The organism is Bradyrhizobium sp. WSM1253, from assembly GCF_000244935.1.
GTDB classification, from domain to species: Bacteria; Pseudomonadota; Alphaproteobacteria; order Rhizobiales; family Xanthobacteraceae; genus Bradyrhizobium; species Bradyrhizobium canariense.
The window spans coordinates 853,245-870,355 of the sequence record NZ_JH600073.1; the positions used below are offsets into that span (position 1 = coordinate 853,245).

At 64.8% G+C, this 17,111-nt stretch carries 20 protein-coding genes and 2 pseudogenes; 14 read left to right on the forward strand and 8 right to left on the reverse strand.

The window, feature by feature from the left end; translation table 11 throughout:
• Positions 1-48 precede the first annotated feature (48 nt).
• The 3 genes and pseudogenes from BRA1253DRAFT_RS06050 to BRA1253DRAFT_RS46130 all read right to left on the reverse strand — a co-directional run.
• A complete protein-coding gene (locus BRA1253DRAFT_RS06050) occupies positions 49-459 on the reverse strand; it encodes an SMI1/KNR4 family protein (RefSeq protein WP_007592181.1) in 411 nt (136 codons plus the stop codon).
• 76 nt (positions 460-535) lie between these two features.
• Positions 536-919, reverse strand: a complete 384-nt coding sequence (locus BRA1253DRAFT_RS06055; RefSeq protein WP_007592184.1) for a hypothetical protein — start codon at positions 917-919, stop codon at positions 536-538.
• Between the two features lie 59 nt (positions 920-978).
• Positions 979-1,071 (reverse strand): annotated as a pseudogene (locus BRA1253DRAFT_RS46130) (integrase); the annotation flags it as partial.
• A 119-nt stretch (positions 1,072-1,190) separates the two neighbouring features.
• Here BRA1253DRAFT_RS46130 and BRA1253DRAFT_RS06065 point away from each other — a divergent pair.
• Entirely contained in the window at positions 1,191-1,583 is a 393-nt protein-coding gene (locus BRA1253DRAFT_RS06065) for a VOC family protein (protein ID WP_007592186.1), read from the forward strand.
• 113 nt (positions 1,584-1,696) lie between these two features.
• Here BRA1253DRAFT_RS06065 and guaA read toward each other — a convergent pair whose 3' ends face one another.
• Complete coding sequence (gene guaA / locus BRA1253DRAFT_RS06070) at positions 1,697-3,367, reverse strand: glutamine-hydrolyzing GMP synthase (RefSeq protein WP_007592188.1); 1,671 nt, start codon at positions 3,365-3,367, stop codon at positions 1,697-1,699.
• Between the two features lie 76 nt (positions 3,368-3,443).
• Here guaA and BRA1253DRAFT_RS06075 point away from each other — a divergent pair, with 76 nt between their 5' ends.
• The 3 genes from BRA1253DRAFT_RS06075 (at position 3,444) to BRA1253DRAFT_RS06085 (ending at position 4,851) form a co-directional block, all read left to right on the forward strand.
• The gene (locus tag BRA1253DRAFT_RS06075; protein WP_007592190.1) at positions 3,444-3,815 is read left to right on the forward strand and encodes a nuclear transport factor 2 family protein; all 372 of its coding nucleotides are present in this window, start codon (positions 3,444-3,446) and stop codon (positions 3,813-3,815) included.
• Positions 3,816-4,050: 235 nt separating this feature from the next.
• Complete coding sequence (locus tag BRA1253DRAFT_RS06080; protein ID WP_007592192.1) at positions 4,051-4,383, forward strand: DHCW motif cupin fold protein; 333 nt, start codon at positions 4,051-4,053, stop codon at positions 4,381-4,383.
• Between the two features lie 258 nt (positions 4,384-4,641).
• A complete protein-coding gene (locus tag BRA1253DRAFT_RS06085; RefSeq protein ID WP_007592195.1) occupies positions 4,642-4,851 on the forward strand; it encodes a cold-shock protein in 210 nt (69 codons plus the stop codon).
• 125 nt (positions 4,852-4,976) lie between these two features.
• On the opposite strand, the gene BRA1253DRAFT_RS06090 is transcribed toward BRA1253DRAFT_RS06085, so the two are convergent.
• Together BRA1253DRAFT_RS06090 and BRA1253DRAFT_RS06095 are read right to left on the reverse strand one after the other, a co-directional pair.
• Positions 4,977-6,275 carry an RsmB/NOP family class I SAM-dependent RNA methyltransferase gene (locus BRA1253DRAFT_RS06090; protein ID WP_007592197.1) on the reverse strand — a complete coding sequence of 433 codons (1,299 nt, stop codon included), beginning with the start codon at positions 6,273-6,275 and terminating at the stop codon, positions 4,977-4,979.
• Positions 6,276-6,309: 34 nt separating this feature from the next.
• A complete protein-coding gene (locus BRA1253DRAFT_RS06095) occupies positions 6,310-6,732 on the reverse strand; it encodes an MAPEG family protein (protein WP_007592199.1) in 423 nt (140 codons plus the stop codon).
• Positions 6,733-6,901: 169 nt separating this feature from the next.
• Here BRA1253DRAFT_RS06095 and BRA1253DRAFT_RS06100 point away from each other — a divergent pair, with 169 nt between their 5' ends.
• The 10 genes and pseudogenes from BRA1253DRAFT_RS06100 (at position 6,902) to BRA1253DRAFT_RS06145 (ending at position 15,491) form a co-directional block, all read left to right on the forward strand.
• On the forward strand, positions 6,902-7,561 hold the full coding sequence (locus tag BRA1253DRAFT_RS06100) for a hypothetical protein (RefSeq protein WP_007592201.1): 660 nt from the start codon (positions 6,902-6,904) through the stop codon (positions 7,559-7,561).
• A 70-nt stretch (positions 7,562-7,631) separates the two neighbouring features.
• Positions 7,632-8,474 (forward strand): metallophosphoesterase, encoded by an 843-nt coding sequence (locus BRA1253DRAFT_RS06105; RefSeq protein ID WP_007592203.1) that lies wholly within the window; start codon positions 7,632-7,634, stop codon positions 8,472-8,474.
• Positions 8,475-8,614: 140 nt separating this feature from the next.
• The gene (locus tag BRA1253DRAFT_RS06110; RefSeq protein WP_007592206.1) at positions 8,615-9,910 is read left to right on the forward strand and encodes an alanine racemase; all 1,296 of its coding nucleotides are present in this window, start codon (positions 8,615-8,617) and stop codon (positions 9,908-9,910) included.
• An 11-nt stretch (positions 9,911-9,921) separates the two neighbouring features.
• Positions 9,922-10,581 carry an amino acid ABC transporter permease gene (locus BRA1253DRAFT_RS06115; RefSeq protein ID WP_007592208.1) on the forward strand — a complete coding sequence of 220 codons (660 nt, stop codon included), beginning with the start codon at positions 9,922-9,924 and terminating at the stop codon, positions 10,579-10,581.
• An 11-nt stretch (positions 10,582-10,592) separates the two neighbouring features.
• Positions 10,593-11,243, forward strand: a complete 651-nt coding sequence (locus BRA1253DRAFT_RS06120) for an amino acid ABC transporter permease (protein WP_007592210.1) — start codon at positions 10,593-10,595, stop codon at positions 11,241-11,243.
• Positions 11,230-11,958, forward strand: a complete 729-nt coding sequence (locus BRA1253DRAFT_RS06125; RefSeq protein WP_007592212.1) for an amino acid ABC transporter ATP-binding protein — start codon at positions 11,230-11,232, stop codon at positions 11,956-11,958. Before BRA1253DRAFT_RS06120 ends, BRA1253DRAFT_RS06125 begins: the two co-directional genes overlap by 14 nt.
• 35 nt (positions 11,959-11,993) lie before the next feature.
• Positions 11,994-12,791: a transporter substrate-binding domain-containing protein gene (locus tag BRA1253DRAFT_RS06130; RefSeq protein ID WP_007592214.1), complete on the forward strand. Its 798-nt coding sequence runs from the start codon at positions 11,994-11,996 to the stop codon at positions 12,789-12,791.
• Between the two features lie 56 nt (positions 12,792-12,847).
• A pseudogene (locus tag BRA1253DRAFT_RS06135) lies at positions 12,848-13,192 on the forward strand (RidA family protein).
• A gap of 63 nt (positions 13,193-13,255) precedes the next feature.
• Positions 13,256-14,284: a succinylglutamate desuccinylase/aspartoacylase family protein gene (locus BRA1253DRAFT_RS06140; RefSeq protein ID WP_007592216.1), complete on the forward strand. Its 1,029-nt coding sequence runs from the start codon at positions 13,256-13,258 to the stop codon at positions 14,282-14,284.
• A 142-nt stretch (positions 14,285-14,426) separates the two neighbouring features.
• Positions 14,427-15,491: a LacI family DNA-binding transcriptional regulator gene (locus tag BRA1253DRAFT_RS06145; protein WP_007592219.1), complete on the forward strand. Its 1,065-nt coding sequence runs from the start codon at positions 14,427-14,429 to the stop codon at positions 15,489-15,491.
• A gap of 9 nt (positions 15,492-15,500) precedes the next feature.
• Here BRA1253DRAFT_RS06145 and BRA1253DRAFT_RS06150 read toward each other — a convergent pair whose 3' ends face one another.
• Together BRA1253DRAFT_RS06150 and BRA1253DRAFT_RS06155 are read right to left on the reverse strand one after the other, a co-directional pair.
• Positions 15,501-15,791 carry a hypothetical protein gene (locus tag BRA1253DRAFT_RS06150; RefSeq protein ID WP_007592220.1) on the reverse strand — a complete coding sequence of 97 codons (291 nt, stop codon included), beginning with the start codon at positions 15,789-15,791 and terminating at the stop codon, positions 15,501-15,503.
• A 151-nt stretch (positions 15,792-15,942) separates the two neighbouring features.
• Positions 15,943-16,965 carry an NADP-dependent oxidoreductase gene (locus BRA1253DRAFT_RS06155; RefSeq protein ID WP_007592222.1) on the reverse strand — a complete coding sequence of 341 codons (1,023 nt, stop codon included), beginning with the start codon at positions 16,963-16,965 and terminating at the stop codon, positions 15,943-15,945.
• Positions 16,966-17,111 lie beyond the last annotated feature (146 nt).

Below are 17,111 nucleotides of genomic sequence, written 5' to 3' on the forward strand. Positions count from 1 at the left end.
GCATCGACCTGACAGCGAAGTTGATCGTCGGCGCCCACGCGCGTGCTGCTATGAATCGGGGACCAGAACGGCGAGAAACTCCGGGAAGCTCGTCGCGACCAACTCCACGCGGTCCTCGCCAGGCTCCTGTTCGTGATCCCACCAATAGATGGCTCCGGTGCTCGGACCCATGCGGCAATCCAAAAGGTAGAGGTTACCACCTTGGTCTTCGCCAACTGCCAGCATCCCTTCGGGAAGGACGTCGCCAACCAGTTCATAACAACCATCGAGTTGGAGGTAGTCTTCAGCGTCCCCGATTTCGAAGATGCAGCTCACATCCCAGTAGTCTGGATTGGTCGAGACGACCTGAACCGGACGAGACGGCTCTTCCCTGTGTGACCGCAGGAAGGCGAGATACGTCACGGGCAAGCTGGCCCCAAGCGCTGCTTCCAAGCTCTCAATTCGTCGTTCGGCGTCCATAACGCGATGCTAGCGCTCGGCCCGCTCTGGCTCAATCGTCATCCCGCCCTCGTTCTTGAGCTTTCGGTCAGCCGGATCACTTTTGGGCCCTGCCGTCAGATGACTGCTCTGCCGACCCGCCGATTTTCTTCGCGACCACATAGACGTCGACGCCGCTCATCGAGCATTCCTCGCTTGATGCCTGGCTTTTCGTGATGACCTCGATTGTCTTGCCATCCTTGGTGTGAAACGTGATGTCGTAAACCTCCTGGTGGAGGTCCTTGCCGATCTTTTCGGATGCGAGACGAACGGCCTTGGTCTGCGCCTCGATCACGGATGGAATATCGATCAGGCCGGCGTTCTTGAGGTGCACGAGGGCCATGTTCGTGGGCCAACTCGCGCAGTCCGGAGACTTCGCCAGAGCCACCGCAGCCGGCATCACAAATATTGCGGCCAGTACCACTTTCAACGCGGCGCGCATCAATGCACCACCTTGATCGAGTGGTCGCCACTTTCGCAGATCTGCTTGCGCCTATTGATGGGCAGGACGGTAACGTACATGCCGTCGCGGTCGCCGCGCTTGTAGAGCTTCTTGCCAGGCTTAAGCTTCGGAAGTCCCGTATCGGTCAACAAGGTACTCTCCGTTCGGTTCGCCGCCAGATACTATCATGGTACTGCTTCATTATTCTCAAATACGTTGTTATCTTTTTGTCAAAAGAAACTCGACTGCCCTGTCAACTGAGGCCCTGCGAATGAAAAGCTTGAACAATCTAGAGTGCGTGACCCTCTTCGTTGACGACCTCGCGCGCGCGAGGGCATTCTACGAGTCCGTGTTCGACGCCAGGCCGATCTATTCCGACGCCGTATGCAGCGTGATCGGGCTCGGTGGCGTAATGGTCAATTTGCTACAGGAGACGGAGGCACTGCAGCTTGTGCAGCCGGTGGTGCCGGCTGCTTCGAGCGCCGGACCTCGCATGCTCATGACCATTCGAGTCGGCGATGTCGATGATGCCTGTGAGAGGCTCCGGCAAAACGGCGTAGACTTGGTGAACGGCCCGATCGATCGTCCCTGGGGTCGCCGCACCGCCGCCTTTTCCGACCCATCCGGTCATATGTGGGAGATCGCACAGGAGATACCCTCCTAACATCCGTCATCCGCACCGGGACGTCTGCACCAAAGCGGTTCTCATTGGCGAGTGGCAGAGCATTGCTCCGATGGCATCAACAGGGCCAATCGGGCGATAGCGCCGCTATCCCCCTACTCCCACTCAATCGTCCCCGGCGGCTTGCTCGTCACGTCGTACACCACCCTATTCACGCCCTTCACCTCGTTGATGATGCGCGTGGCGGTCTCGCCCAAGAACTTCATATCGAACTGGTAGAAATCCGCGGTCATGCCGTCGGTTGAGGTGACGGCGCGCAGGCCCACGACGAAGTCGTAGGTGCGGCCGTCGCCCATGACGCCGACTGTCTTGACCGGGAGCAGCACCGCAAAAGCCTGCCAGATGTCGTCGTAGAGGCCGTGCTTCCGGATCTGGTCGATGTAGACGGCGTCGGCCTTGCGCAGGATATCGAGTTTTTCGCGCGTGATGTCGCCGGGGCAGCGGATGGCGAGGCCGGGGCCTGGGAACGGGTGGCGGCCGACGAAGATTTCGGGCAGGCCGAGCTCGCGACCGAGCTTGCGCACCTCGTCCTTGAACAGCTCGCGCAGGGGCTCGACGAGCTTCATGTTCATGCGTTCGGGGAGACCGCCGACATTGTGGTGCGACTTGATCGTCACCGAGGGGCCGCCGGTGAAGGAGACGCTCTCGATCACATCAGGATAGAGCGTGCCTTGCGCGAGGAAGTCGGCGCCGCCGATCTTCTTGGCCTCCGCCTCGAATACCTCGATGAAGAGGCGGCCGATGGTCTTGCGCTTCACTTCCGGGTCGGTGACGCCTTCGAGCTCGCCCAAAAACTGCTTCGAGGCATCCACGTGCACGAGCGGGATGTTGTAGTGGTGGCGGAACAGATCGACCACGGTCTTGGCTTCGTCGAGGCGCAGCATGCCGTGGTCGACAAACACGCAAGTGAGCTGCTCGCCGATCGCTTCGTGGATCAGCACGGCCGCGACCGCGGAATCGACGCCCCCGGAGAGGCCGCAGAGCACCCTGCCCTTGCCGACCTGGGCGCGGATCTTGGCGATCTCCTCCTCGCGGAAGGCGCGCATCGTCCAGTCGCCGGAAAGGCCGGCGATCTTGCGGACAAAATTGCGGATCAGCTTGGCGCCGTCGGGCGTGTGCACCACTTCGGGGTGGAACATCAGGCCGTAATATTTGCGCGTCTCGTCCTGGATGATCGCGAACGGCGCGTTCGGCGAGGTGCCGGCCACCGAGAAGCCCGGCGGCATCTTGGTGATGCGGTCGCCGTGGCTCATCCAGACCTGGTTCTTGCCGCCTGGTGACCAGACGTCCTCGAACAGCTTGCTCGGCGCCTTCACCTCGACATCGGCGCGGCCGAATTCGCGGTGATGGCCGCCCTCGACGGTGCCCCCGAGCTGCTCCGCCATGGCCATCTGGCCGTAGCAGATGCCCATCACGGGCACGCCGGAATCGAAGATCGCTTGCGGCGCGCGGGGCGAGCCGGCCTCATGCACCGATTCAGGGCCGCCGGAGAGAATCACCGCCTTCGGCTTCATCTCGTTGAAGGCCTGTTCGGCCTTGTTGAACGGGACGATCTCGCAATAGACGCCGTCCTCGCGCACGCGACGCGCGATCAGCTGCGTCACCTGGCTGCCGAAGTCGACGATGAGAATCTTGTCGTGCGCCGAGGCCACCGAGGGCGTCGACGCGGAGCGGTCGGTCTGTGCTGCTGTCATGGCAAGCAGATACGCGACGGGGGCTTTTCCCGCAACCGCGCGGGCCGCGCGCCCACATTCTTCTTTGGGCATGGACAAATCGATATAGGTAAGTATTATTGACCTAATATGGCCCGCCACTCACCAAGGGCCGATCAGGGAGAACGTCATGCCACACCATCATCAGCCGTCGAATCTCGCCGCGCTCGGCCGCACCTGGGTCGAGGCCTGGAACGCACGCGATCTCGAGCGCGTGCTCACGCTCTATGCCGAGGACGTCGTGATGACCTCGGACCGCATCCCCGCGATGGGATTCGATGAAAGCGGCACCGTCCGCGGCAAGGATTCGTTGCGGGCCTATTGGAGCAAGGCGCTCGCCCTGTTGCCGGAGCTGCATTTCTCGCTCATCGAATTGTTCGTCAGCCCAGATAGCGTGGTGGTGTTCTACGAGAACGAGCGGGGAAAGCGGATCTGCGAATATCTGCGGGTGAATGCGGCCGGAAAGATCGTGCAGGGATCGGCGAATCATTTGGTGGGCTGACGCTCACCCACCGCTGTCATTCCCCGCGAAGGCGGGGAATCCAGTACGCTACGGCCTCTCGATTCAATTAGTGCGGCCTCTGGAATACTGGATCGCCCGCCTTCGCGGGCGATGACAGCGCGTGTCAGGCGTGAGCATGCCCCAAGCGCGATAGTGCGGGCGCCGCAATGACGGAGACTGTGGCGAGCGCATACGCTAACAACACCGGCGCCGGCACCGAGACAGGACCCTCCCCATGAAGCTCCCCACCTCCCCCTTCACCGTCACCGACTGGAGCAAGGTCGAGCCGACCATCCATCCCGGCGAGACCGGGCAAGCCCAGTGGCGCACGCTCAACATCGGCGATCTCCGGGTGCGGATGGTCGAATATACGACGGGCTATCTCGCCGACCATTGGTGCGACCGCGGCCACGTGCTCTACGTGCTGCAGGGCGAGCTCGACAGCGAGCTGCGCGACGGCCGCAAGTTCAAGCTCACGGCGGGGATGAGCTATCAGGTCTCGGATTTCGGCGACGCAGCGCACCGGTCCTCGACCGCGACGGGGGCGACGCTGTTTATCGTCGATTGAGCGCCCGGGAAGGGTTAATTTGCACCGCAAAATAGCAAAATGCGGCGACATTCCGAGCGACGGGTGGTGCCTTGAAGTGGCCCCAAAATCTCGCTATATTGTGATCATCGATACTTGGCCGAACGACTGGGCCGCTTCGCTTCGTTGCTGACGGGCGCGCACGCTTCAGATGATTTCTCCAACATCGACTGATCAGGATTATGGGCGCAATAGTGCGTACCGGTCCGCGTGTTAACTTCTTAAGCAAAGGAAATTCCCATGGCTATGGGCACCGTGAAGTGGTTCAACAATCAAAAGGGTTTTGGTTTCATTCAGCCGGATGACGGCGACAAGGACGTGTTCGTGCACATCAGCGCCGTCGAGCGCGCCGGCCTGTCGACCCTCAATGAGGGCCAGAAGGTCTCGTTCGACATCGTCGCCGATCGTCGCAGCGGCAAGTCCTCGGCTGACAATCTCCGCGTCGGCTAACGCCAGCGCACCGTTCTGACCACGGACGTACCGGCAGAACGTCAAGTTAGAAAACCCCGCGACCGGGTTCCGGTTTGCGGGGTTTTTGTTTTGGGGGCCGCCGCAACCCGCGGTGACGGGGAGGGCTATGCCTTCTTGAAGACCGAGACGAAGAACCCGTCCGTCCCGGTCCGCCGCGGCGTCATCAGCCAGCCTTCCGGCGATTGCAGCGCGGCTTGCGCAAACTCCTCCGCCTTGTCCCAGAGCACGCTCGCGGTCTGCTCTGGCGGCACCACCGCGAACTCAGGATGGCGGCCAGTGAACGCCCTCACCTGCTCGCCGTTCTCCTCCGAAAGCACCGAGCAGGTGATGTAGGCGATGCGGCCGCCGGCCTTGACCAGCGGAACCGCGCGATCGAGCACCTCGGTCTGGTCCCGCAGGCGAATCTCCAGGGCGCCCGGGCGCATGCGCCATTTGGCATCGGGGTTGCGGCGCCAGGTTCCAGTTCCCGTGCAGGGCGCGTCGATCACGACGAGGTCGGCGGTGGCGCTGATCTCGGCCAGCGGATCGGCGTCGCCCTTGGGCGTGCGCACATCGGCATTGTGGACGCCGGCGCGCGACAGGCGGTCGTGGATCGGCGCAAGCTGCCGCTTGTCGCTGTCGGTCGCGATCAGGCGGCCCTTGCCCTGCATCATCGCGGCGAGCGCCAACGTCTTGCCGCCGGCCCCCGCACAGAGATCGATCACCTGCTCGCCGGGTTTTGCCGCGGTCAAGGCAGCCGCAAGCTGCGACCCCTCATCCTGCACTTCGATGGCGCCCTTGATGAAATCCTCTTCGGCCTGGATGCCGGGGTTGCGCGCATCGGCCGAAAGCTCGATGCGCAGGCCGGTTGCGGACCACTGCGTCGGTTTCGCATGAAGATGAGCAAGCGCCCCCAGCACCTTGTCGCGATTGGATTTTAGCGTGTTGACGCGCAGGTCGAGCGGCGCCCGGCTCGCCATCGCGGCCGCCTCCGCGACGCGCTCGTCGCCGAAGGCTTTTGCCAAATACGGATCCAGCCATTCCGGATAGTCGCCGGCGATCGCGGCCGGGGCACCTTCCAGCGACCGCGAGGCGAGCGCGGCCTGCTCGGCCTCAGTCAACGGCGCCGGGGCAAAGCGGTTGCCGTCGAACAGCGCAGCCATCGTGGCCGTATCCATGTTGCGCTCGAGGCGAAGCATGCCGATCAGCCGCGACCGCGCGGTGTCCGAATCCATCAGGTAGGCGCTCGAGGCGTAGCGGCGCAGCACGTCCCAGACGAGGCCGGCAATGGCGGCGCGGTCGCCGGAGCCGGCGAAGCGGTGCGCGGTGCCCCACTCCTTCAGCGCCTTGGCCGCAGGCACGCGGTCTTTCTCGATGGTGTCGATCAGTTCGATGGCTGCGGACAGCCGGGCAGCGGGAGTCATTTGAATCTTTCAGATCAGGATCGGCGAGTAGCGCCTAGATCAGCAACAGCATTTTCAACGCGAAGTAGATCCACATCGCGAGCAGGACAAGCACGCCGGCGAGCCAGATCGTGGAGCGGCGGCCGAGATTGTTGGAGGAGACGAAGATTCCGGCATGGACGAAGCGCGTCACCACGAACACCCAGGACATCAGCACGATGAACAGATCGGCATGGCGCAACGGGAGCGCCAGCGCGATCAGGGCGTAGAACAGCACCGGCAGCTCGAACTGGTTGCGGTAGCAATTGGCGATTTGTGTGGCGCCCTTGGGCCAGTTGGGCTCGCCGAGCGCAATGTCGCGGCTCTTGGTCTCGCCGGAGACGAGCGCGCGCCGGCGTCCCATCGCCATGGCGATCAGGAGCGCGAAGGTGAGACCGACCTGCACGAAGACCGGCAGCAAAACCATTTGAATGGACATCGGAATTTCCCGGGATTTTCCCATCCGGCGGAAGGCATAGCTAGCGTCCCTTAGCGGTCACCGCTGGTCCTGACAATCAACGAGTTGAACCGGCGTTCCCGATGAGGCGACCAACGGTCGACAGTTAAAGCGATTTTGCCCCTCGGGGCGCGCAAGGCGAGAGACCGCCATGAACACCCTCTTCAGCCTGATCGCCAGCCTGACCGGCGCTTTGACCGAGTCCGCCGACGGGCAGTTCGGCATCCTGATGTCGGCGCTGGCCGGCATCGCGACGGCGCTTGCGGTGGCGCTGGCGATGACGGTCTACTTCCGAATGAGCTATCGGACCTGGCGAGATGTCCTCAGGCACGGCGTCGCTGCGCTCGCCGCCCTCGCGCTGTTCGCGTTTGCCGCCTACGACATGCGCCATGCCGCGCTGGCCTATCTCGGCCTCAATCCATCGAAACCCGCGGTCGAGTTCGAGATCAGCATGCCCAGGGAGACCTTGGCGGCGGCGACCGACACCCAGATCGAGCTGCATACCGACCGCAACCAGACGCTGGCGCTGGTCGAGGGCGTGCAGGAGCTCGGTGATGGCCGCTCCGTGCTGCGCGGCGCGGTGGCGCTCAACCACCGCACCGCGGACCGCGTGCTGGTCGTGAACCTGCCCGGCAAGGGCACCTTCGAATTCCGCCTTCGCCTGCCGGCCGAGCCGCATCGCTCCGAGCAGTTCGGCCCTCAGTTCGGTCCTCAGTTCGGTCCTTGGCACCTCGCCGACCGCATCGCCTCGCCGCTGGCAAGCCCGGTCGCGCCGCAGGACGCCTACACGATCCGCTATCGCGTGCTTTAAACTTTGTTCGATCGCTGACCGCGGACCCGCCGTCATCGTTCCGACGTCGGGCGTGGCCTATGATCGATACATGTCCGAATTTCGCCTGACGCAGATCTCCGACACCCATCTTGGCCGGCGCTTCCCCGGCCTGATCGCAAACTTCCAGGCGCTCAGTGAGCATATCGACACCGATAGGCCCGATCTCGTCGTCAACACCGGCGATGTCTCGTTCGACGGGCCGACCAGCCGCGACGATGTCGAATTCGCCAAGGCCCTGCACGATGCCCTGCCCGTCGCCTGCCGCTACATCCCCGGCAATCACGACATCGGCGACAATCCGACCGCGATCGGCCCTGCGCCGAAGCCGCCGGTCGCGGAAGCGCATCGCCAGCAATTCCGCGAGATCATCGGCGAGGACCATTGGTCGTTCGAGGCCGCGGGCTGGTGCTTCATCGGCGTCAATTCGCTGGTGATGAACTCAGGGCTCGCCTTCGAGGCCGAGCAGTTCGACTGGCTCGCCTCGGAAGTTTCGCGCACGAACGGCAGGCCGGTCGCGCTGTTCGTACACAAGCCGCTGTTTCTCAACCTGCCCGACGACCCCGAGACGCCGGAGACCTCGATCCGCTACGTGCCGCAGCCGGCACGCGCGCGGCTGATCGAGATGTTTGCGCATGTCGACCTGCGCCTCATCGCCAGCGGTCACGTGCACCAGCGGCGCGACTTCACCTGGCGCCACACCCGCCACGTCTGGGCGCCCTCGGCCGGCTTCAAGATCAACGACAAGCGCCAGGACCGGATCGCGATCAAGGAGGTCGGGCTCGTGGAGTACCGCTTCCAGCCCGACAGCTTTGAGGTACGCCACGTCAGGGCCGCGGGCCAGGTCGACGTCGACATCGAGGAGCTGTTGGCCCAGATGGGTGGCGAGCACTAGCCCAATTGGCGGGCACGATTCCTTATCCTGATACCTCATTGCACCGAATTCGATCCAAAATGGCTAAAAGATACTAATGACAACGTTGTCATTCCGAAATATCGTTCTCCAAGCGGGCAAGGGCCGCGGGCGGAGTGACGATGCATTTCTTGTCCCGGTGGGATAGCCAACGTCTTTCAACGACCACGCGGGGTATTCCCCTGGTCGCCGGTCTGTCGATCGATGAGATCGCCGATCAGCATTGGCGGCCCTCTCGTGGCGACCTCGCCCTCCCCGCGCTCACGTTCGATGAGACCGCCTTCGCCGCCAATCGCGACCTTTTCCTGCGCTGGTGCAAGGGCGCCGGCGTCACTGTCGCGCCGCACGCCAAGACACCGATGTCGCCGGAGCTGGCCCGCTCGCTGCGCGAGGCCGGCGCCTGGGGCACGACGGTCGCCAACATCCAGCAGGCCGCGGTGCTGCTTGCGCATGGCGAGCGGCGGTTGTTGCTGGCCAACGAAATCGGCGGGCTCGCAGCCGGCCGGCGGCTCGGCGCTGTCCTCGGCGCGTATCCCGAGACGGAGTTTTACGCCTTCGCGGATTCACCGGCCGCGGTCGCGGCACTGGCGGAGGCTGCGCTGATCGCGGACCGGCGCGAGTTGTCCGTGCTGGTGGAACTCGGCGCCGGCCGCGCCGGCGCGCGCGATCGCGCCGCGGTCGAAGCAACAATTGCCGCGGTGCTCGCGGCCGACCGGCTCGTGCTGGGCGGCGTCGCGACTTACGAAGGCGCGGTCGCAACGTCCGATTCCAATGAGACGATGCGCGCGATCGCAGCGCTGATGGAGCGCACCATCGAGACCTTCGCGCTGGTGCGCGCTGCGGCCCCGCGCCTGCCGCTGATCATCAGCGCGGGCGGCTCCGCCTATTTCGACATCGTGGCACGCGCGCTCGCACCCGTCGCCCATGGCGACGGCAACGCCATCGTTCTCCTGCGCTCGGGCGCGCTGTTCTTCGCCGATCACGGCATCTATGCCCGCGCCCTCGCCGAGCTCGACCGGCGCGGCGGTCTACTCGTCGACGGCGCGCAACGCTCCGCCGCCGAAGGTTTTCGCCCGGCGCTCACGCTGTGGGCCGAGGTGCTGTCGCGGCCGGAAGCAGGCCTTGCCATCGGGGGCTTCGGCATGCGCGATGCCTCGTTCGACCAGGGACTGCCGGTGCCGCTGCGCGTCTTCCGCGACGGCGTCGCCCAGCAAGGGCTCGCCGCGACCTTGTCGGTCACACGTCTCAACGACCAGCATGCGTTCCTGTCGCTCGCGCCCGATAGCACGCTTGCGGTCGGCGACGTCATCGCCTTCGGCATCTCGCATCCCTGCACCTGTCTCGACCGCTGGCGTGTCATCTTCGCCCTCGATGCCGATGGCGTGGTGACGCGCGCCCTCCCCACCCAGTTCGGCTGAGAGCGGGCACGATGAATTTCCTGCCGCTCTGGCGCTATCAGAACCAGCTCATCGACGGGGCCATCGTCACGCTGGAGCTGACCGTGATCGCAGCGGTGGCAGGGCTTCTGATCGGCGTCGCCGGCGCGGTCGCGCTGAAGGGCCGCGTCACGCCGCTGCGCTGGCTCGTGCGCGCCTATATCGAGCTGTTCCGCAACACGCCGTCGCTGATCCAGATCTTCATCGTCTTCTTCGTGCTGCCGAATTTCGGCCTGAAGCTGCCGGCGTTCGAAGCCGCCTGTGTGGCACTGTCGCTCTATTTCGGCGCCTATTCGGTCGAGATCATCCGCGCGGGCCTCGACTCCGTGCCGAAGAACCAGATCGAGGCCGGCCAGTGCCTCGGTCTCTCCACCTGGCAGGTCTTCCGTCACATCCTGCTGCCACCGGCTCTGCGCAATGCCTATCCTGCCGTGACCAGCCAGTTCGTGCTCCTGCTGCTCGGCACCTCGCTTGCCTCGCAGGTTGCCACCGACGAGCTCTTCCACGTCGCAGGCTTCATCGAAAGCCGTACCTATCGCAGCTTCGAAGTCTACGCGGTGATCTGCGCGGTCTATTTCGCCATGGCGATGTCGTTCAAGGCGCTGTTTGCCGTCATTGGCGCGGCGGCCTTCCGCTGGCCGCGACGGCGCTGAGGGATCGGGCGATGCGTTCCTTCTCCCTCATCGATCTCGTCTCGCTCGTCGAAGCCCTGCGCTGGACTGTCGCGCTCGTCGTGCTCGCGCTCGCCGTCGGTACGCCGCTGGCGCTCGGGCTCGCCGTCGGCCGCATCAGCCGGTCCGCCGCCCTGCGCTGGACGATGGCGGCGTCCATCCAAATCATCCAAAGCGTGCCGCTGCTCGGCCTGCTGTTCTTCTTCTATTTCGGCATGCCGGTGTTCCTGGGCATCCAGGTGCCCGCGACCGTCGCGGTGACGGTGGCCTACACGCTCTACACGGCCGCCTTTCTCGGCGAGATCTGGCGCGGCGGCCTGGAGGCCGTGAAGCAGGCGCAGTGGGAGGCTGGCGCCTGCCTCGGCCTCTCCGCCTGGCAGCAGTTTTGCCACATCATCGCGCCGCAGGCGCTGCGGCTGTCGCTGCCGCCGACCGTCGGCTTCCTGGTGCAGCTCATCAAGGGCACCTCGCTCGCCTCGATCCTCGGCTTCGTCGAGCTCGCGCGCGCCGGCCAGGTGGTGAGCGCGGCGACATTCCAGCCGCTGCTCACCTACGCACTGGTCGCCGCGATCTATTTCGCGCTGTGCCTGCCGCTCACGCTCTGGTCCCGCTCCCTGGAGGCCCGCCTCGATGGCTCTCGTTGAAATCCGCGACGTGCACAAGACATTCGGCCGGGTCGAGGTCCTCAAGGGCGTCTCGCTCGACGTCGAGGAAGGCGAGATCGTCACGATCATCGGCCGCTCCGGCTCGGGCAAGTCGACGCTGCTCCGCTGCATCAATGCGCTCGAGAGCGTCGATTCCGGCGATATCCGCGTCGAGGGCTTGAAGGTCCATGCCGAAATGCGCGACCTCAAGAAATTCCGTCAGCGCGTCGGCATCGTGTTCCAGGCCTTCAACCTGTTTCCGCATCTGAAGGTCGAGCGCAATATCACGCTCGCCCCGCTCCTCACCGGCCGCATCGACAAGGCCCGCGCGCGGGCGCTGGCCGAGGATGTGCTGACCCGCGTCGGTCTCGCCGACAAGATCGACGCCTGGCCGGAGCAGCTCTCCGGCGGCCAGCAGCAGCGCGTCGCGATCGCGCGGTGCCTGGCCATGGCGCCTCAGCTCATGCTGTTCGACGAGGTGACCTCCGCGCTCGACCCCGAACTCGTCGGCGAAGTGCTGAAGGTGATGGAAGCGATGGCAAAACAGGGCATGACGATGATCCTGGTCACCCACGAGATAGGCTTTGCCCGCAATGTCGCGGACCGCATCGTCTTCATGCACCAGGGCCGAGTCTGGGAACAGGGGCCGCCGGCAAAGCTGTTCGCCAGTCCTGACACGCCCGAGCTCGCAAGCTTCATCGCGTCGTCGAGATGACCATCGTTCACCAAATCCGCCACCAGGAGAGAGCCATGAGAAAACTGAAGTCACTCTTCACCATCGCAGCCGCGGCGCTTGCCGTTCTCGCAGCGCCGAACCTCGCGAACGCCGACAAGCTCCAGGACGTGCTCGGCTCAGGCAAGCTGCGCATCGGAATCCTCACCGATGCGGCGCCATGGGGCTTCAAGGACGACAAGGGCGAGATCGCAGGTCTCGACGCCGATCTCGCCAGGCTGATTGCTGCCGACATGGGCGTGAAGCTCGAACTCGTCCCGGTAACCGGCGCCGCGCGCATCCCGAGCCTGCTGTCGGACAAGATCGACATGCTGATCGCGGGCCTCGGCGCAACGCCCGAGCGCGCCCAGCAGGTGATGTTCTCGCAGCCTTATGCGGTGGTGAATCTCGGCGTCTACGGCGCCAAATCGTTTCCCGCCGCGACCGGCAAGAAGCCGGACAATCTCGACGGCCGCAGCGTTGCAGTGGCCAAGGGCTCGACGCTGGATGTCTGGCTCACCGACAATGCACCGAAGGTGAAGCTTGTGCGCTTCGAGGACACGCCCGCCGCACTCGCCGCGTTTCTCGCCGGCCAGGCCGAGACCTTCGCCGAGAACAGCGCGATCGCACTCAAGGTGCAGGAGCAGAACCCCGCCAAGGAAGTCGAGCTCAAATTCCTGATCCGCCAGTCGCCGGCCCATGTCGGCGTGCGCCAGGGCGAGCAGAACCTGCTCAACTGGATCAACACCGACATCTTCACCAACAAGCTCAACGGCAAGCTCGGCGCGCTGCAGTTGAAGTGGTTCAAGGAAGAGCAGTCGCTGCCGACGCTGTGAGCCAGCACGCGCTCCCGCGACCCCGCGGGAGCCACTGTCACGAGGAGGTATTTCAGATGATCAAACGTTACGTCGTGGGCTCGCGCATGAGCCAGGCCGTCGCCGCCGGCGGCATGGTGCATATCGCCGGCCAGGTCGCGGACGACCGCAAGGCCGGAATCGTATCCCAGACCCAGCAGGTGCTCGCCAAGATCGACGCGCTGTTGAAGGAAGCCGGCTCCGATTGCTCCAGGTTGATCGCGGTCAACGTCTTCCTGCCGCACATCATCGACTTCGACACCATGAACTCGGTCTACGATTCCTGGATCGATCCGGTCAATCCGCCGGCGCGCGCCTGAGTCGAAGCCCGCCTCGCCGATCCCGACCTGCGGGTCGAGATGACCGCGGTTGCCCTGCTGTAGCGGCGCCGCCCTTTCATTCAACCTTCGGCCGGCGTCGGCGACGACGCGGCCCCGAGGCAAGCCATGCATACCGGACTTTTCCACGACATCGATTTCGAGAAGGACCAGAAATGGTCCGGACATCTCGGCATTCCCTTCTCGATCGACCGCTCTCCTTACTACCAGCTCAAGATCCCGATCTTCCGGATCAAGAACGGTGCCGGCCCAAAACTCCTTTTGATGGCCGGCAATCACGGCGACGAATATGAGGGCGAGATCACGCTGACGCGGCTGTATCGCCGGCTCGATGACGCCGCCGTGAAGGGCGAGATCACCATCCTGCCCTTCGCCAACCTGCCGGCGGTGATGGCAGCACGGCGCCGCTCGCCGCTCGACGAGGGCAATCTCAACCGCGCCTTTCCGGGCGATTCCGGAGGCACGCCGACGTTCCGCCTCGCGCACTTCCTCGAGCACGAGCTATTTCCGCGGCACGATGTCGTCTTCGACATCCACTCCGGCGGCACCTCGATGGCGCATGTGCCTTGCGCGCTGATCGAGCGCCAGGGACCGCCCGAGATGTTCGGCCGCGCGCTGCGCCTGATGGAAGGGCTGGGGATGCCCTTCGCCTTCGTCGCCGAGAACGGCGCCACTGCGCCGACCTCGATGGCGGCCGCCGCACGTGCCGGCGCGATCGGACTCTCCGGCGAGTTCGGCGGCGGCGGCACCGTCACGCCGCAGACGATGGCCCTGACCGCGCGCGCCGTCGATCGCCTGTTGCTCGCGCTCGGCCTGGTCCAGGCCCCGGTGCTGGGGCCACATGCGCCGGTCGAGCGCGCCACCGAGCTGTTGGCATTGCAAAGCCATGCGCAAGCGGTGTTCGCCACGCGGCGCGGCTGGTTCGAGCCTGCCGTCACGGTCGGCGCGCGGGTTGCGGCCGGCGACGTCGCGGGCTGGTATCATGATTTCGAGCGCCCGGAGCTGGCCGAAGAGATACTGCGCTTTCCAGCCGACGGCATCGTTATCTCGCAAAGGCTGCACACCGACAGCCAGAGCGGCGACTGCCTCGTCCAGGTCGGCCGCGCGCTGGCACGCGATGAGGTGGGGACGCACTGAGCTTTGGAGACGGTACCGACTTCGATTAAAGCGCGATGAGATTGGGATGAATCGTCATCGCGCTTTAGGTTGTTATTTGAGCATGATCTTTTCGGAAAACCGCTTCACACTTTTCCGGATCATGCTCTAGCCTCGGGATTCGATGACCGATCCGGCAAAGCCGACCTATGACGACGTGGTGCGCATTCCGGCGCCGCCCGGCCGCAGCAGCGCGACCGGACGGCCGCCGCGCATCGCGGAGGTGGCGGAGCGCGCGGGCGTTGCGCCGATCACGGTGTCGCGGGTGCTGCGCCATCCCGAGAAGGTCAATCGCGAGACCCGCGAGCGTATCCTCGAAGTGATCGAGGCGACCGGCTATGCGTCCAACCCGCACGCGCGCGCGCTGCGCTCGGGCCGATCAAACGTGGTCATGGCTTTCGTCTCCAACATCCTCAGCCAGCAGTTTGGGCTGGCGGTGCGCAGCTTCGCCGCGACGCTGGAGCCGGAAGGCTTTGAAGTGCTGATCGGCCAGACCTCCTACTCCTATGCCAAGGAGGTCGCGATGATCCAGTCGCTGCGCGGCATCCGGCCTGCGGCCGTGATGTTCACCGGCGTGATCGAACTCGAGGAGAATCGCGCCGCGCTCGAAGAGCTCGGCATTCCCGTGATCGAGACCTGGGCGTTTCCGCGCGATCCCATCGACATGCTGGTCGGCCTTCCCAACGCCGATGCCGGTGCGATGGCGGCGCGAAGGCTGGCTGAGGCCGGGCATCGCCGCGTCGGTTTCATCGGACGCAGCGTTGGGCGCGGTGCGCTGCGCCGCGACGGTTTTCGCGCGGCCGCGGCACAGCTCGGGCTCGAGATCATCCATGAGATCGGTGTCGGCGAAATCACGGGGCTCGTCGACGGCCGCGCCGCCTTCACCGCCCTGCTCGACCGCGGCGACCGCATCGATGCCGTGTTCTGCGCCAACGATCTGCTCGCGACCGGCGCACTGATCGAGGCGCGCGGCCGGGGCCTGTCGGTGCCGCGCGATCTGGCTGTGCTCGGCTTCGGCGACAACGACGTCGCCGATCAGATCACGCCCGGCCTCACCACGATCTCGTTCGATGCCGCGGCTGTGGGGCGTATCGCAGGCGAACTGCTTCTGGCGCGCCTGACCGGCGCGCCACGGCCCGAGCAGCGACTTGCGGTCGAGCTGTTCATGGTCGAGCGCGGCAGCGTCTGAACGCGCGGATCAAGCGACGCTCTTGAGATCCTGCTGGATCGCGGCAAGCAAGGACTGCAGCGCGTCGCTGTTCACCGGTTTGGCCCCGGTGTTGGCGGGCTGAACAATGGCAGGCCGCGCGGCTTTGACCGGGCGCTTGGGGAATGGCGGCGTGGGTGTGGGCATCGCAGATAGCGCGAACACGTCCTCGGTATGGACGAACTTGCCATGAATCACGTCGTCGCGACGGCCCATGACAAACATCGTCGCCCAATAACCGGCGGCCACAAGGATTACGCAGAAAACAACAAGCTCTAACATCATCGCACCTGAAATATGCGCAATGATTCAATGCCTTCGCGAGCCCGTCAATGAACCGACGGTCACACCCGCGGCTTTTGCGGGCGGGTGTGGCCGATCGGTCACTGTTTGTTAACCATACCCGGCCCCCGAGGGGGGCCGAGGCGGCCGATCAAGCTTTGTCCGGCCCGACCCGCACCAGCTGCTTGCCGAAATTGGCCCCCTTCAGAAGGCCCATGAAGGCCTCAGGCGCGCTCTCCAGGCCCTCGGTGACGAACTCCTTGTACTTGACCTTGCCCTCGCGGACCCAGCCGGACATGTCGCGCAGGAAGTCGCCATGGCGGGAGGCGAAGTCGGAGACGATGAAGCCGCGGAAGGTCAGCCGCTTGGTCAGCGTCGCGCGCATCATGCTGGCGGCCCATTTCGGCGGCTTCGCTTCAGTGTCGTTGTAGTGGGCGATGAGGCCGCAGACGGGTACGCGCGCAAACGCATTGAGCAGCGGGAAGACCGCCTCGAACACGGCGCCGCCGACATTCTCGAAATAGACGTCGATGCCTTTCGGGCAGGCGTCCTTCAGCTTCGCCGCGAGATCGGGATCGCGGTGATCGATGCAGGCGTCGAAGCCGAGCTCCTTCACGACGAAATCACATTTGTCCTTGCCGCCGGCGATTCCAACCGCGCGTGCGCCCTTGATCTTCGCGATCTGTCCCACGGCCGAACCGACCGCACCGGAGGCACCGGCGACGACGACGGTCTCGCCCGCTTGCGGCTTGCCGATATCGAGCAGGCCCGTGTAGGCGGTCATGCCGGGCATGCCCAGCACGCCGACGGCCGTCGAGATCGGCGCGAGCTTCGGGTCGATCTTGTTCAGCCCCTTGCCGTCGGAGATCGCGTGCGTCTGCCAGCCCGCGCGCGAGAGTACGATGTCGCCCTTGGCGAAGTTCGGATTGTTGGAGGCTGCGACCTCGCAGACCGTACCGGCTTCCATCACGCCGCCGACCGGCACCGGGGTCGCGTAGGACGGACCGTCGCTCATGCGCCCGCGCATATAGGGATCGAGCGAGAGCCAGATCGTGCGCAGCAGGACTTCGCCTGCGGCGGGCGTCGGTACACCGAATTCCTCGATGCGGAAATCGGACGGCTTTGGCTCGCCGACGGGACGCGCCGCGAGAACGATGCGTTTGCCTTGGGACATGTTGGCTTCCTCCTGATTATGCTTCGGCGCGAACGGAAGCGGAGGGAGCGGAGCACGTCAATACAAAAGCGACGGAGCGTAGTTGCAGGATAGCGCCGCAAATGGAGTTTGGTACACACCAACCGCGCCCTCGCTGTCATCGCCCG

What these genes read in the sequence shown, in the direction of transcription:
- BRA1253DRAFT_RS06065 (WP_007592186.1), top strand. Translation starts at nt 1,191, where the DNA reads ATGAAAAGCTTGAACAATCTAGAGTGCGTGACCCTCTTCGTTGACGAC.
- BRA1253DRAFT_RS06095 (WP_007592199.1), bottom strand. Translation starts at nt 6,732, where the DNA reads ATGTCCATTCAAATGGTTTTGCTGCCGGTCTTCGTGCAGGTCGGTCTC.
- BRA1253DRAFT_RS06115 (WP_007592208.1), top strand. Translation starts at nt 9,922, where the DNA reads ATGAATTTCCTGCCGCTCTGGCGCTATCAGAACCAGCTCATCGACGGG.
- BRA1253DRAFT_RS06100 (WP_007592201.1), top strand. Translation starts at nt 6,902, where the DNA reads ATGAACACCCTCTTCAGCCTGATCGCCAGCCTGACCGGCGCTTTGACC.
- BRA1253DRAFT_RS06150 (WP_007592220.1), bottom strand. Translation starts at nt 15,791, where the DNA reads ATGTTAGAGCTTGTTGTTTTCTGCGTAATCCTTGTGGCCGCCGGTTAT.
- BRA1253DRAFT_RS06140 (WP_007592216.1), top strand. Translation starts at nt 13,256, where the DNA reads ATGCATACCGGACTTTTCCACGACATCGATTTCGAGAAGGACCAGAAA.
- BRA1253DRAFT_RS06105 (WP_007592203.1), top strand. Translation starts at nt 7,632, where the DNA reads ATGTCCGAATTTCGCCTGACGCAGATCTCCGACACCCATCTTGGCCGG.
- BRA1253DRAFT_RS06055 (WP_007592184.1), bottom strand. Translation starts at nt 919, where the DNA reads ATGCGCGCCGCGTTGAAAGTGGTACTGGCCGCAATATTTGTGATGCCG.
- BRA1253DRAFT_RS06050 (WP_007592181.1), bottom strand. Translation starts at nt 459, where the DNA reads ATGGACGCCGAACGACGAATTGAGAGCTTGGAAGCAGCGCTTGGGGCC.
- BRA1253DRAFT_RS06110 (WP_007592206.1), top strand. Translation starts at nt 8,615, where the DNA reads ATGCATTTCTTGTCCCGGTGGGATAGCCAACGTCTTTCAACGACCACG.
- BRA1253DRAFT_RS06120 (WP_007592210.1), top strand. Translation starts at nt 10,593, where the DNA reads ATGCGTTCCTTCTCCCTCATCGATCTCGTCTCGCTCGTCGAAGCCCTG.
- BRA1253DRAFT_RS06145 (WP_007592219.1), top strand. Translation starts at nt 14,427, where the DNA reads ATGACCGATCCGGCAAAGCCGACCTATGACGACGTGGTGCGCATTCCG.
- BRA1253DRAFT_RS06125 (WP_007592212.1), top strand. Translation starts at nt 11,230, where the DNA reads ATGGCTCTCGTTGAAATCCGCGACGTGCACAAGACATTCGGCCGGGTC.
- BRA1253DRAFT_RS06080 (WP_007592192.1), top strand. Translation starts at nt 4,051, where the DNA reads ATGAAGCTCCCCACCTCCCCCTTCACCGTCACCGACTGGAGCAAGGTC.
- BRA1253DRAFT_RS06130 (WP_007592214.1), top strand. Translation starts at nt 11,994, where the DNA reads ATGAGAAAACTGAAGTCACTCTTCACCATCGCAGCCGCGGCGCTTGCC.
- guaA (WP_007592188.1), bottom strand. Translation starts at nt 3,367, where the DNA reads ATGCCCAAAGAAGAATGTGGGCGCGCGGCCCGCGCGGTTGCGGGAAAA.
- BRA1253DRAFT_RS06155 (WP_007592222.1), bottom strand. Translation starts at nt 16,965, where the DNA reads ATGTCCCAAGGCAAACGCATCGTTCTCGCGGCGCGTCCCGTCGGCGAG.
- BRA1253DRAFT_RS06085 (WP_007592195.1), top strand. Translation starts at nt 4,642, where the DNA reads ATGGCTATGGGCACCGTGAAGTGGTTCAACAATCAAAAGGGTTTTGGT.
- BRA1253DRAFT_RS06090 (WP_007592197.1), bottom strand. Translation starts at nt 6,275, where the DNA reads ATGACTCCCGCTGCCCGGCTGTCCGCAGCCATCGAACTGATCGACACC.
- BRA1253DRAFT_RS06075 (WP_007592190.1), top strand. Translation starts at nt 3,444, where the DNA reads ATGCCACACCATCATCAGCCGTCGAATCTCGCCGCGCTCGGCCGCACC.